The 13,087-nt window shown below is 57.0% G+C and carries 16 protein-coding genes; 9 read left to right on the forward strand and 7 right to left on the reverse strand.

The genetic code is table 11. The annotated features are described in order from the left end of the window. Positions 1-85 precede the first annotated feature (85 nt). From LINBF2_RS01385 to LINBF2_RS01410, 6 genes are read left to right on the forward strand one after another with little or no spacing between them, the layout of a single operon-like run. Positions 86-943 carry a hypothetical protein gene (locus LINBF2_RS01385; protein ID WP_281889840.1) on the forward strand — a complete coding sequence of 286 codons (858 nt, stop codon included), beginning with the start codon at positions 86-88 and terminating at the stop codon, positions 941-943. Between the two features lie 18 nt (positions 944-961). Continuing rightward, on the forward strand, positions 962-1,852 hold the full coding sequence (gene argB, locus LINBF2_RS01390; RefSeq protein WP_281891257.1) for an acetylglutamate kinase: 891 nt from the start codon (positions 962-964) through the stop codon (positions 1,850-1,852). Between the two features lie 15 nt (positions 1,853-1,867). Next, positions 1,868-2,512 carry a nucleoid occlusion factor SlmA gene (slmA, locus tag LINBF2_RS01395; RefSeq protein WP_281889842.1) on the forward strand — a complete coding sequence of 215 codons (645 nt, stop codon included), beginning with the start codon at positions 1,868-1,870 and terminating at the stop codon, positions 2,510-2,512. A 38-nt stretch (positions 2,513-2,550) separates the two neighbouring features. Beyond that, a complete protein-coding gene (locus LINBF2_RS01400) occupies positions 2,551-2,811 on the forward strand; it encodes a PbsX family transcriptional regulator (RefSeq protein WP_281889844.1) in 261 nt (86 codons plus the stop codon). A gap of 41 nt (positions 2,812-2,852) precedes the next feature. Further along, on the forward strand, positions 2,853-3,173 hold the full coding sequence (locus LINBF2_RS01405; protein ID WP_281889846.1) for a type II toxin-antitoxin system PemK/MazF family toxin: 321 nt from the start codon (positions 2,853-2,855) through the stop codon (positions 3,171-3,173). 25 nt (positions 3,174-3,198) lie between these two features. Continuing rightward, entirely contained in the window at positions 3,199-4,062 is an 864-nt protein-coding gene (locus tag LINBF2_RS01410; protein WP_281889847.1) for a fumarylacetoacetate hydrolase family protein, read from the forward strand. 134 nt (positions 4,063-4,196) lie between these two features. On the opposite strand, the gene ttcA is transcribed toward LINBF2_RS01410, so the two are convergent. From ttcA to LINBF2_RS01430, 4 genes are read right to left on the reverse strand one after another with little or no spacing between them, the layout of a single operon-like run. Continuing rightward, positions 4,197-5,099 (reverse strand): tRNA 2-thiocytidine(32) synthetase TtcA, encoded by a 903-nt coding sequence (gene ttcA, locus LINBF2_RS01415; protein WP_281889849.1) that lies wholly within the window; start codon positions 5,097-5,099, stop codon positions 4,197-4,199. A 5-nt stretch (positions 5,100-5,104) separates the two neighbouring features. Further along, positions 5,105-5,473 (reverse strand): dihydroneopterin aldolase, encoded by a 369-nt coding sequence (locus LINBF2_RS01420; RefSeq protein ID WP_104796644.1) that lies wholly within the window; start codon positions 5,471-5,473, stop codon positions 5,105-5,107. 1 nt (position 5,474) lies between these two features. Beyond that, complete coding sequence (locus LINBF2_RS01425; RefSeq protein ID WP_281889851.1) at positions 5,475-5,864, reverse strand: dihydroneopterin aldolase; 390 nt, start codon at positions 5,862-5,864, stop codon at positions 5,475-5,477. After that, positions 5,861-6,688: an SDR family oxidoreductase gene (locus LINBF2_RS01430; protein ID WP_281889852.1), complete on the reverse strand. Its 828-nt coding sequence runs from the start codon at positions 6,686-6,688 to the stop codon at positions 5,861-5,863. Before LINBF2_RS01430 ends, LINBF2_RS01425 begins: the two co-directional genes overlap by 4 nt. A 57-nt stretch (positions 6,689-6,745) precedes the next feature. Between LINBF2_RS01430 and LINBF2_RS01435 the strand changes: the two genes are divergently transcribed. After that, a complete protein-coding gene (locus LINBF2_RS01435; protein ID WP_281889854.1) occupies positions 6,746-7,900 on the forward strand; it encodes an SAM-dependent methyltransferase in 1,155 nt (384 codons plus the stop codon). An 8-nt stretch (positions 7,901-7,908) separates the two neighbouring features. Next, entirely contained in the window at positions 7,909-8,103 is a 195-nt protein-coding gene (locus LINBF2_RS01440) for a DUF2905 domain-containing protein (RefSeq protein ID WP_104796640.1), read from the forward strand. Here the strand turns inward: LINBF2_RS01440 and LINBF2_RS01445 are convergent. Next, the gene (locus tag LINBF2_RS01445) at positions 8,100-9,320 is read right to left on the reverse strand and encodes a multifunctional CCA addition/repair protein (protein ID WP_281889856.1); all 1,221 of its coding nucleotides are present in this window, start codon (positions 9,318-9,320) and stop codon (positions 8,100-8,102) included. The two genes, LINBF2_RS01440 and LINBF2_RS01445, sit on opposite strands and share 4 nt — an antisense overlap. Next, positions 9,320-10,234: a complex I NDUFA9 subunit family protein gene (locus tag LINBF2_RS01450; protein WP_281889859.1), complete on the reverse strand. Its 915-nt coding sequence runs from the start codon at positions 10,232-10,234 to the stop codon at positions 9,320-9,322. Before LINBF2_RS01450 ends, LINBF2_RS01445 begins: the two co-directional genes overlap by 1 nt. A 56-nt stretch (positions 10,235-10,290) precedes the next feature. Between LINBF2_RS01450 and tal the strand changes: the two genes are divergently transcribed. After that, positions 10,291-11,232: a transaldolase gene (tal, locus tag LINBF2_RS01455; RefSeq protein WP_281889860.1), complete on the forward strand. Its 942-nt coding sequence runs from the start codon at positions 10,291-10,293 to the stop codon at positions 11,230-11,232. Between the two features lie 184 nt (positions 11,233-11,416). Here the strand turns inward: tal and groL are convergent, their stop codons facing one another. Then, complete coding sequence (gene groL / locus LINBF2_RS01460) at positions 11,417-13,069, reverse strand: chaperonin GroEL (protein WP_104796636.1); 1,653 nt, start codon at positions 13,067-13,069, stop codon at positions 11,417-11,419. Positions 13,070-13,087: the final 18 nt, after the last annotated feature.

The raw sequence follows: 13,087 nt of genomic DNA on the forward strand, positions 1-13,087 counted from the left end.
CGGCCTAAAATAAATCCAGCTTGCCAGTGCGCACAGTTAGTGCTCTGGTGGGTGATTTCTATCTTTTTACCTTTTTAGTACTTTCATGAAACGCACACATTCTTCCCACGCTGCAGCGCACGCAGGCGCTGAATCTTGCATTGCCCTCATCGACGCCCGTTTTTTGGCGTGGTTGCAAGGCCAAACCGACACCGCACAAGACCACGTGCGCCCACAACTGCACCAGTTGCTGAGCAACGCGCTGGCGCATAACAACCTCGATCTGAACGTGCGCCGCATTTATTGGTACAGCGATACACCTGACGAGCAAGCCATTGGCGGCCAAGTGAGTCGCGCTGTGTTGCCACACAGCCAAGACGGCGGCTTGTCGATGTTGCGCACTTTGGGCGCAGACCTGAAGCGTTTGGCCGAGCGCGGCGCGTGCGACCACCTCTTGGTGGGCAGCGATGACGAACGCTTGATCGGCCTGATTGACGAAGCCCAGCTGCACGGCGTGTCTGTGCACTTGTTGGCTGACGAAGCCTCGCGCAATATGACGCAGCTCAACCGTGAAGACCCAGGTTGGGCACGCTTGCTGTCGCAAGCCGACCAACGCGTGGTGTTGGGCGCACAAGCATCACGCGATGGTGGCTCACGCCACGCGAGCTCAATGCACGCTGTGCCTCAGGTCGACCCTGAGCAGTTGCGCGAACAACTCAACACCGTCATCAACACATGGTGGGCCGACGAGCCCGAAGACCTGCGTGAAGAGCTTCGCGAAGAGTTGCAAAACACACGCGGTATTCCACAAGAGGTGGACCGCCAGTTGCTGTTGGGCGTGCGTCGCGTGCTGGAGCGTGCGTTGAGCTTCCAAGAGAAAAAACTCTTGCGCGAAATGGTGCGTGAACTGGTGTTGGGCCCACAGGCGGCAGCCGCTGCACCTGCGGTTGACCACGCTGAATAAACCACGTTGACGACACCCATCACGGAGTTACACACCATGAGCGATTTTTCTCCCGCCGACATCTTGGCCCAGGCGCTGCCCTACATCCGCAAGTTCCACGGCAAAACCTTGGTCATCAAATACGGCGGCAACGCCATGACCGACCCCGCGTTGCAAAAAGCATTTGCCGAAGACGTGGTGTTGCTCAAGCTCGTGGGCATGAACCCCGTGGTGGTCCACGGCGGCGGCCCGCAAATTGAAGGCTTGCTGCAACGCTTGGGAAAAAAGGGCGAGTTCATCGAAGGCATGCGCGTGACCGACGCCGAAACCATGGAAGTGGTGGAGTGGGTGCTGGGCGGCGAAGTGCAGCAAGACATCGTGGGATTGATCAACCAAGCTGGTGGCAAAGCCGTGGGCTTGACGGGCCGCGATGGCGCGATGATTCGCGCCAAGAAGCTCACCGTGCACGACAGCAAAGACCCCAGCAAAACCTACGACGTGGGCCAAGTGGGCGACATCGTCAGCATCGACCCCAGCGTGGTGAAAGCCTTGCAAGCCGATGCCTTCATCCCCGTGGTGAGCCCGATTGGTTTTGGCGAGAGCAACGAGAGCTACAACATCAACGCCGACGTGGTGGCCGCCAAACTGGCCACCGTGCTGAGCGCTGAAAAGCTGTTGATGCTTACCAACATCCGTGGCGTGCTGGACAAACAAGGCGAGTTGATGACCGAACTCACCCCGCGTCGCATTGACGAGCTGATTGCCGACGGTACGATCAGCGGCGGCATGATTCCTAAGATTGCTGGCGCGTTAGATGCGGCCAACAGCGGTGTGAAAGCGGTGCACATCATCGATGGCCGCGTGCCACACGCCATGCTGCTAGAGGTGTTGACCGAACAAGCCTTTGGCACCATGATTCGCTCGCACTAACTACTCTTTTACGTTATGTCTGAACACGCGCCCGCTACGCCTGATGATCATGCTGCTGCCGAGGGGGGGCAACCCAAGGTTCGTCAACGCATGAAGCCGGGTCAACGGCGTGAGCAAATTTTGCAAACGCTGGCGGGCATGCTGGAGCAGCCAGGCACCGAGCGCATCACCACCGCGCTCTTGGCATCTAAGTTGGATGTGAGCGAGGCGGCGCTGTACCGCCACTTCGCCAGCAAGGCTCAGATGTTTGAAGGCTTGATTGATTTCATCGAGCACAGCCTGTTCAGCTTGATCAACCAAATTGCCGAGCGCGAAGGCGACGGCGCACAAAAGGCCGCACGTATGGTGACGGTGCTATTGCAGTTTGGTGAGAAAAATCCAGGCATGGCCCGCGTGATGGTGGGCGATGCCTTGGTGTTTGAAGACGAACGCCTGCACCAGCGCATGAATCAGTTGTTTGAACGCATCGAATCGGCCTTGCGCCAAGTACTGCGTGTAGCGGCTGAGGCCAACAAGTCGGCCACGCCAACCGCTGATGCACAAGTGCGTGCTGCGGCGCTGGCGGCGTTTGCCTTGGGGCAGTTGCAGCGTTTTGCGCGTTCGGGCTTTAAGCGCTCGCCGCTGGACCACTTGGAAGCGTCGCTTGCACTGATGCGTTGATGATGTTTATACTTGTGTAAACATTGAGAGGTGTCGCTATGAAAGGCATGATCGCAGCAGAACAAACCGTGCAAGAGTGGGGCAATGGCCTTGGGGTGCGCATCACTGCGCCCATTGCCAAGGCCGCGCATGTGGCACGCGGTACGCCGATTAAGGTGGAAGTGGTTGAGGGCGGTTTTTTTGTGCGCGTCTCGGGTAAGCCCAAGTTGTCTTTGGCACAAAAGCTCAAGCAGTTTGATCCTCAGGTGCACGGTGGCGAGGTCATGTCCAGTGGTCTTGTCGGCAAAGAAGTTTTTTGATGGCAACGGTACCTAAAACTTGGGTGCCCGATCGTCGCGACATGATTTGGATTGATTTCAATCCGCAAGTCGGTGCCGAGATGAAAAACGAACACCCGATGCTTGTGTTGTCAGGTAAGGCGTTTAACGAGCGCACGGGCATTGTCATTGGCCTGCCGATGACGCATGCGGCATATAACGAAACCAATCCATTTGCTATCAAATACATGGGGCCGAAAGCTGAGGTTGGTTATGTGCTGACGCATCAACCCAAATCGTTTGATTGGCGCGTGCGTGGTGCGCGGCCTCATCACTGGAAACAGTTGTCTCTTTCTGTGTTTGAAGAAGCCTGCGAAGGCTTGAATTCAATCATTTCAATTTAACTAACCCCACTCCGAAAGCTTCTTTATGAAACTCGTGCGTTACGGCAACCCCGGCAAAGAAAAACCAGGCCTCATTGATGCCGCAGGCAAGCTGCGTGACTTGAGTAAAGTCATCGCCGATGTGACCCCCGACCAGTTGAGTGACAAAGCCTTGGCTAAGTTGGCTAAGCTCAACACAGACAAACTACCCTTGGTCAAAGGCAAGCCCCGCATGGGTTGCCCCGTGGCGAACGTGGGTAAGTTTTTGGCGATTGGCTTGAACTACGCCGACCACGCTGCTGAAGCTGGCATGCCCATTCCCAAAGAACCCATCGTGTTCACCAAAGCCATCAGCTGTATCCAAGGCCCGAACGACGACGTGATGTTGCCCAAAGGTTCTGTGAAGTCTGACTGGGAAGTTGAGTTGGGCATCGTCATTGGCACCGAAGCGCGTCATGTGTCGCAAAAAGCGGCGTTTGATTACGTGGCCGGCTATTGCCTGATTAACGATGTGAGCGAACGCGAATATCAATTAGAACGCGGCGGCACATGGGACAAGGGCAAGGGTTGCGACACCTTCGGCCCCATCGGACCTTGGCTGGTCACGCGTGATGAAGTGGCCAACCCACAAAAACTCAATATGTGGCTCGACCTCAACGGCGTGCGCATGCAAAACGGCAGTACCAAAACCATGATTTTTGGCGTGGCCAAAATTGTGAGCTACCTCAGCCAGTTCATGACGCTCAAGCCCGGTGACGTGATCTGTACCGGTACGCCTCCAGGTGTGGGCATGGGTGTGAAGAAAAATGGAAAGCCAGCGCCTGTGTATTTGAAGCGTGGTGATGTGATGACTTTGGGCATCGAAGGCTTGGGTGAGCAGCATCAGAAGGTTGTGGCTTTTAAGCTCTGACCCTTTTTTGTTTGCTCCGGCTTAGGTGCGTTGCGCACATGAGCTGCGGCGGCTTCCTCATGCTGGAGTAACAGAAATCGTCAGCCGCCACACCCCATGTACACAACGCTTTGGGTGTTCGCTAAGCAAGAAGCTTATAGCGACACCACTTGCATCCCTGGCAGCGTAGCCATCGGGAATTCTTCATGGTCAAACGCTTTGTCGCCATCCTCTGATGCCACGCCCGTGGTCACCAAGTTTTTGAAATCAAACTTGGTGTGGTCCATCAAGTGCGAAGGCACGACGTTTTGCATGGCAGCAAACATGTTCTCAATGCGGCCAGGGTGCTTCTTCTCCCACTCGCGCAGCATCTCTCCGACCACTTGGCGTTGTAGGCCGTCTTGGCTGCCACACAGTGTGCAAGGGATGATTGGGAATTGGCGCACTTTGGCCCAACGCTCTAAGTCTTTCTCAGCCACGTAGGCGAGGGGGCGAATGACCATGTGGTCGCCGCCGTCGCTCACCAGTTTGGGGGGCATGGCTTTGAGTTTGCCGCCGAAGAACATGTTCAAGAAGAAGGTTTGCAAGATGTCATCGCGGTGGTGGCCCAACGCGATTTTGTTGCAGCCTAACTCACCCGCCACGCGGTACAAAATGCCGCGGCGCAAGCGCGAGCACAAGCTGCACATGGTTTTGCCTTCGGCAATTTTGTCTTTGACGATGGAATACGTGTCTTGCGTTTCGATGCGGAACTTCACGCCCACTTGCGCCAAATACTTGGGCAGCACATCGGCAGGGAAGCCCGGTTGTTTTTGGTCGAGGTTGACCGCAATCAGCTCAAAGCTGATGGGCGCGCGCTGCTGCATCATCAGCAAGATGTCGAGCATGGCGTAGCTGTCTTTGCCACCCGACATACACACCATGATCTTGTCGCCTTCTTCGATCATGTTGTAGTCGACGATGGCTTGGCCCACTTGGCGGCACAGGCGTTTTTCGAGCTTGTGGTTCTCGTGCTCGATCTTGATTTGCTTGGGGTCTTTTTCTGCTGTTGTCGTCATAGGTATTACCACTGTCCTGTTTCCATGCGAATGGCCACTTCGCAGTCTTCAAAAATTTCGAGCTTGGCGATTTTCACGCGCACGCCCAACACGCCCGGCAGTTGCATGAGGCGGTGGGCGAGTTTTCCAATCAGGGTTTCAAGCAGATTCACATGCTCGGCCGTACATTCGCTGATGATGATTTGGCGCACCTTGCGGTAATCCAGCACGTGGCAAATGTCATCATCGTGCGGCAGCAGGGGTTGCGTGCCAAGGTTTAACTCAGCATCCACTTGAATGGGTTGCGGGTCAATTTTTTCGTGCTCCAAGATGCCGAGGTTGGCATCAAAGCGCAGGCCGGTGAGGTTCAAAATTTGTGTGCCTTTGCTTGCCATGTCACAGCACTCCTGGTTTGGCGCGGAACACTTCCACACCCACCGCTTCGCAGTCGGGGTAGACGTCGGGCTTGCGGGTGGACACGCGCGCGGCCATCACGCCGGTGTGCTCCAGCAAATGCGTGAGGATGTCGTCGCACAAAGTTTCTTGCAGGTTGATGTGGCCTTGTGCGATGCGTGCGTGAACCACGGCGCGTACGAAGTCGTAGTCCACCACTTCGTCGATGCGGTCGTCTTTGGGGCTGGTGCCCGCGAAGGACACATACAAGTCCACATCGATGACGATGCGTTGTGCCGCATGCAACTCAAAGTCGTGAATGCCGATGTGCGCTTGCACGGTGAGGCCGCGCAAAAACAAGCGACGGCAGTTGCGTAAAAGTTGGTCGTTCATGATTTGAAAACTTCCTCGACCACAAACATCACATCACGTGCGAGTGGTACCAAATGTTGGCCGTTGTCCACGCGTACCGTGGTGCCCGTGATGCTGGCGTTGCCCGCCAAAAACACCACGCTGCTGGCCACGTCGGCTGGGTTGATGGGCTGGCGCAGCAAATTGGCGCTTGCGGCGCGGTTGAAGTTGTCTTGAGTTTGTGGCCCGCTCAGGTACATCAGGCCAGGCGCCACGGCGTTGACGCGCAAGGTGGGCGCGAGCGACTGGGCTTGCAAGCTGACGGCGCGCTCCAGCGCGAGCTTGGACAGCGTGTACGAAAAATAATCGGGGTTGAGGTTGAACACCTTTTGGTCTAGCACATGGATGACGCTGGGTTTGACCGAGGTCAGTGCAGGCGCTGAGCTTGCGGCGCTCGCCTTGTCGCCGCTCGGAGCAGATGCCGCGTGAAGCGCCGCCATCCACTTGCCAAAGCGCATAGGCGCCATGAGGTTGACCTTGATTTGCGCCAACGCCTGTGCCTCGTCAAAGTCTGCGCCTTCATCGGGCACAAACAACGAGGCGTTGTTCACCACGCATTGCAGCGCCGTGCCTGCGGTGGCCACAGTCGTGTCAAAAATGCTTTGGCAGCTGGCTTCGTCTTCTAGCTCGCCTTGTACGGCCAAGGCGTCCACACCCAAGACGCGCAGCTCGGCGCACAGGGCTTGGGCTTGCGCCTCGGAGTGGTTGTAGTGGCACGCCACATTCCAACCCGCGCGCGCGAAGGCGAGGCCGATTTCGCGGCCTAAGCGAACGCTGCCGCCAGTGATAAGTGCCCAAGAGCGCATGGTGTGAGGTGCCTGTGGTGAAAAGTGAGGGGTGGGTCGAGTTACGATCTGCACCCAATGACTACCCCCCAATTATCCAACGACCCGGGCCAACAGGCTTTGCACACGCTGATTCAGCGCAGCATCGCCAATGCAGGCGGCTGGCTGGGCTTTGACCGCTTCATGGCGCTGGCGCTTTACGCCCCCGGCATGGGCTATTACGCCAACAGTCTGCGTAAGTTCGGTCTCACGCCTGAGAGCGGTAGCGACTTTGCCACTGCCCCCGAAATGTCCAAACACTTTGGCCGCACGCTGGCCCACCAAGTGGCTGAAGCCCTGCAAGTCACGGGTACTGACGAGGTGTGGGAATTTGGCGCAGGCTCTGGCGCTTTGGCTTTGCAATTACTGGACAGCTTGGGCGACAGCGTGAAGCGCTACACCATCGTCGATTTGTCGGGCAGCTTGCGTGAGCGTCAACAAGAAACACTCAAAGCCCATGCGCACAAAGTGCAGTGGGTCGATGCGCTGCCCGAGCAGCTGAGCGGTGTGGTGGTGGGCAACGAAGTGCTGGATGCCATGCCTGTGCAATTGTTGGTGCGCAAAGCGGGTGTGTGGCATGAACGTGGTGTGGTTTGGAATGCGGATGCTTTGAGCCAGAGCCAAGCGGGCGTATCGCCATTGCAGTGGGAAGACCGCGTGACTGACTTGCGCCCGCCCATGGAAGTGCCTGGCGAACACGACTACCTGACCGAAATCCACAGCCAAGCCGAAGCCTTTGTGGCCACCTTGGCCGACCGCTTCAAAGCGGGCGAGGCAGCCACAGGCAAAGGTGGTGCGGCGTTCCTCATTGACTACGGTTTTCCCGAGAGCGAATACTTCCACCCCCAGCGCAGCATGGGCACGCTGATGTGCCACCAGCTGCACAAAGCGGATTCAGATCCGCTGGCTGATGTGGGCCGCAAAGACATCACCGCGCACGTCAACTTCACTGGCGTGGCGTTGGCCGCACAAGATGCGGGCCTGAATGTGTTGGGCTACACCACCCAAGCGCATTTCTTGATCAACTGCGGCTTGTTGCCGCCGTTGGTGGATGCGCCACTCGACGAAAAAAGCATGGCGCAAAAGCTGATCACCGAGCACGAAATGGGTGAGTTGTTCAAAGTGGTGGCTTTGGGCACGACCGAGTGGGAGCCGATGGGCTTTGCACAAGGTGACCGCACGTACGCGCTGTAAGCCGCTTTATGACACGCTGGCTCATTGTTGTTTTTGTTGCGTTGCTGCTGATCAATGCTGTGACGCCTTGGCTTCAAAAGCTGGGCTTTGGTCGCTTGCCTGGGGATATTCGTTTCAAGATTTTTGGACGCGAGATTTTTATTCCTCTCGCGTCGACCATCATTCTTAGCCTGGTGTGTGCTGGGATTTCTAAGGTGCTTTAAAGCGCAGCAGCAATAGCCGCTAACCGCGCAGCATCCATACGCGCTCCTACAGCCGGCCCATTAAGTCCGTCTTGCAAAGCCTGCGCACTCACCGCTGCACTATCGACGGATTGAGTTGCTTTCAACAACAACGCTAAGCGAGGCCCTTGCGCATAAGTCTCGTCTTCTTTGCCCAAGCGTCCACGCGCATCACACTCACACGCTTGTAGTGCCAGCAAAAACCGCTCAGGTCGCCGCAAAGCATCACACCGCACCAATAGTCGCAACACGGCCTCTGCACCAAAGCCCAAGCTCTGATGAATGTTGCCGTGTTCACGCGCCACCAGCTCGGCCAGTTCTTTGCATTCCACAGGCACGCGCCATCGCGTGCACAGTGCACGGGTGAGTTTTTCGCTGCGTTGCTCGTGGCCAATGTGGCGGGGCAACACATCGGCGGGTGTGGTGCCTTTGCCGAGGTCGTGGCACAGGCAGGCAAAGCGCACTTCGAGCGGCGCGTTCATGCGCGCCGAAGCGTCCAGCACCATTTCTAGGTGAATGCCGGTGTCAATTTCGGGGTGGTATTCGGCGCGTTGCGGCACGCCGTAGAGCTTATCGACTTCTGGCAGCAGGCGTTGCAAAGCACCGCACTCGCGCAGCACTTGCAACATGCGCGATGGCTTTGCGCCCATGAGGCCGCGTGATAACTCTTGCCACACGCGTTCGCTCACCAATGCATCCACCTCGCCCTCGGACACCATCTCTCGCATGAGCGTCATCGTCTCAGGCGCCACGGTGAAGTCAGCAAAGCGTGCCGCAAATCGGGCCAAGCGCAAGATGCGCACAGGGTCTTCCCGGAAGGCTTCGGTCACGTGGCGCAGCACTTTGGCGGTGATGTCGCGTTCGCCACCAAAAGGGTCCGTGCGTTGGCCGTGTTCGTCTTGGGCGATGGCGTTGATGGTGAGGTCTCGTCGGGCGAGGTCTTCTTCCAGCGTCACGTCTGGTGACGCATGCACTGCGAAGCCGTGATAGCCGCGTGCGGTTTTGCGCTCGGTGCGGGCGAGGGCGTATTCCTCGTGCGTGTCGGGATGCAAGAACACCGGAAAGTCTTTGCCTACCGGCTGGTAGCCCTGTGCAGCCAATGCCTCGGGCGTGCCGCCCACCACCACCCAGTCGCGGTCAGATCCGTCGAGGCCCATCAGGGCATCGCGCACTGCACCGCCGACCAGGTAGATCTTCATCAGTGACCTGCCACAAACAAACGTTTGATGGACTTGGGCTCAGGAATGCCCAACGCGCGTAAACCCAGCGCATGCGGGGTCGCGATGTTGTTGACTTTCATCGAGTCGAGGTTGTCGCGGCTCATCAAGGTGGGGCCAGGTGCAAACTCCATCAGCAGCGCTTGCAACCAACCGATGGCATAGGGCAGCGAGATGACGGGGCGCTCTTTGCCCACCCAACGGCCAGCGAGCTGCACCAGCTCAGTCAGCGTGAGGATGTCGGGGCCGCAAAGTTCATACACCTGGCCTTCGGTGCTGGAGGTGTTGACGCAATGCACGATGGCTTGCGCCACGTCGTGCACCCACACCGGCTGAAAGCGCGTGTGTGCGCCGGCCAGTGGCATGACGGGGAACACCTTTTGCAGCTTGGCAAACAGGTTGATGAACTGGTCGTCCTTGCCAAAGATCACGCTGGGGCGCAGCAGTGTCAAACCCAGTGGCGTTTTTTCAGCGGCTGCCAGCAGCGCCAATTCGCCGCGCGCTTTGCTGCGCTGGTACATGGATGGTCCATGCACATCGGCACCCAAAGCGCTGATGTGAATCAGGCGTGTGACGTTCTCTGCATGACACGCACGCGCCAAGTTGGCGGGCAGGGTGACGTGGGCGTGGGTGAACTCTTCTTCTGTGCCATGCAAGATCGCAATGAGGTTGATCACCACATCATGACCATGCACCAAGGTTTGCAGCTGCTTGGCGTCATGCACGTCGGCTTGCACCACCGTCACGCCGGGCATCATTTGAATATGTCGTGCGGGCAGACGACGGGTGGGCACGGTCACTTGGTGGTGTTGCAGGCTCAGGCGTGAGCACACATGACGACCCACAAAGCCGCTGCCACCGAGGATGAGAATTTTCTTGGGCGTAAAAGATTGCATGAATGAGACTGTAGCGCGAAGCCGCTAGACTTTTGGTGACACAGGATAATCACAGCATGAACCAACTCGACGCCCTCAAGCAATTCACCACCGTCGTGGCAGACACCGGCGACTTCAAACAGCTCGCCCAGTTTCAGCCGCAAGACGCGACCACCAACCCATCGCTGATTCTCAAAGCGGTGCAAAAGCCCGAATACTTGCCCCTGCTCAAAGACACCGTGGCTGCTCACGGCAACGAGCCCATGGACGCTCAGATCGACCGTTTGTTGGTGCGCTTCGGCTGCGAGATTTTGGCCACCATCCCTGGTCGTGTGTCCACCGAAGTGGATGCCCGTTTGAGCTTCGACACGGCGGCCACTGTGGCGCGTGCCAAGCGCATCATGGCCTTGTACGAAGCGCAAGGTGTGAAGCGCGAGCGCGTGCTCATCAAAATCGCGTCCACTTGGGAAGGTATTCAAGCCGCTGCCGAGCTAGAGCGTGAAGGCATTCGCACCAACCTCACTTTGCTGTTCTCTTTTGCCCAAGCGGTGGCGTGTGGTGATGCCAAGGTGCAACTTATTTCCCCCTTCGTGGGCCGCATTTACGACTGGTACAAAAAATCTGCAGGCAGTGCGTGGATCGAGGCTGACAACGCCAATGCCAACGACCCTGGTGTGAAGTCGGTCCGTGCGATTTACAACCACTACAAACGCCACGGCATCAAGACTGAGGTGATGGGCGCGAGCTTTAGAAACGTGGGGCAGATCACTGCTTTGGCCGGCTGCGATTTGCTGACTATTGCGCCTGAGTTGCTGGCGCAGTTGGGTGCATCGACCGAGCCTCTGGTGCAAGCCTTGAGCGCGTCTGCTGCGATGCAGTTGGATTTGCCAGCGGTGCATCACACCGAGGCGTCGTTCCGTTATGCAATGAATGAAGATGCCATGGCCACGGAGAAGCTGGCAGAAGGTATTCGCGCGTTCTGCGTAGATGCGGTGAAGCTGGAAGCCTTGATGCATTAAGTACCTGTGCGCAGACGAAAAAAAGCCCCGCAATGTGGGGCTTTTTTTATTGGATTTGTCAGTCTGCAAAAAATGCATCCCGACGCAGCATGAGAGTACAGGGCAAGGCGCAGGCGCGCTGACAGTGGCTTAGCCACGGCAAGCGGCTGCAACGCCGCCCTGTGCTCTCAGGAAAGGAGCATATTTACATGCCCATGCCGCCCATACCACCCATGCCGCCCATGCCACCCATATCAGGCATGCCGCCGCCGGCTTCGTCTTTTGGTGCTTCTGAAACCATGCACTCGGTGGTCAACATCAAGCTAGCCACTGACGCTGCGTTTTGCAATGCAGTGCGGGTCACTTTGGTTGGGTCCAAGATGCCCATTTCGATCATGTCACCGTAGGTGTCGTTGGCAGCGTTGAAGCCGTAGTTGCCTGTACCAGCCAACACTGCGTTCACCACAACGGATGGCTCGCCACCTGCGTTGTAAACGATTTCGCGCAATGGGGCTTCGATGGCTTTCAACACCAGTTTGATACCGGCGTCTTGGTCAGCGTTGTCACCTTTGATGGTGCCAGCTGTTTGACGTGCACGCAGCAATGCCACGCCGCCACCAGCCACGATGCCTTCTTCCACAGCAGCGCGAGTGGCATGCAGGGCGTCTTCGACGCGGGCTTTCTTTTCTTTCATCTCGACTTCGGTGGCAGCGCCAACCTTGATCACGGCAACACCGCCAGCCAACTTGGCCACGCGTTCTTGCAGTTTTTCACGGTCGTAGTCAGATGTGGCTTCTTCGATTTGCACGCGCACTTGTTTGACGCGGGCTTCGATGTCAGCAGCTGCACCAGCACCGTCGATGATGATGGTGTTTTCTTTGCCCACTTCGATGCGCTTGGCTTGGCCGAGGTCAGCCAGAGTCACTTTTTCGAGTGTCAAGCCAACTTCTTCGGCAATCACTTTGCCGCCGGTCAAGATAGCGATGTCTTCCAACATGGCTTTGCGACGATCGCCAAAGCCTGGAGCCTTGACAGCCACAACCTTCAAGATGCCACGGATGGTGTTGACCACCAAAGTAGCCAAGGCTTCGCCTTCGACTTCTTCAGCAATGATCAACAAAGGACGGCCAGCTTTTGCAACGGCTTCCAATGTAGGCAACAAGTCGCGGATGTTGCTGATCTTCTTGTCAAACAACAACACGAATGGGTTGTCCAACAAAGCAGCTTGCTTTTCTGGGCTGTTGATGAAGTAAGGAGACAGGTAGCCGCGGTCGAATTGCATGCCTTCCACAACGTCGAGTTCGTTGTTCAAAGACTTGCCGTCTTCCACAGTGATCACGCCTTCTTTGCCCACTTTTTCCATGGCGTTAGCGATGATCTCGCCAATGCTGTGGTCGCTGTTAGCAGAGATAGAACCGACTTGAGCGATTTCTTTGGTGGTTGTGGTGGCCTTGGTGGCTTTCTTCAACTCTTCGATCAACGCTGCAACAGCTTTGTCGATACCGCGCTTCAAGTCCATGGGGTTCATGCCGGCGGCAACGTACTTCATGCCTTCGCGCACGATGGCTTGAGCCAACACGGTGGCGGTTGTAGTGCCGTCACCAGCGTTGTCAGAAGTCTTGGAAGCAACTTCCTTGACCATCTGAGCGCCCATGTTTTGCAACTTGTCTTTGAGTTCGATTTCTTTGGCCACAGACACGCCGTCTTTGGTCACGGTAGGGGCGCCGAAAGAACGCTCCAGAACCACGTTACGACCCTTAGGGCCCAAAGTCACTTTGACCGCGTTGGCCAAAATGTTCACGCCTTCAACCATGCGTGCGCGGGCTTCGCCGCCGAAAATTACGTCTTTTGCTGCCATTTTGATATTTCCTTAAAT

The sequence above is a fragment of the Limnohabitans sp. TEGF004 genome (assembly GCF_027924965.1).
GTDB lineage: Bacteria > Pseudomonadota > Gammaproteobacteria > Burkholderiales > Burkholderiaceae_C > Limnohabitans.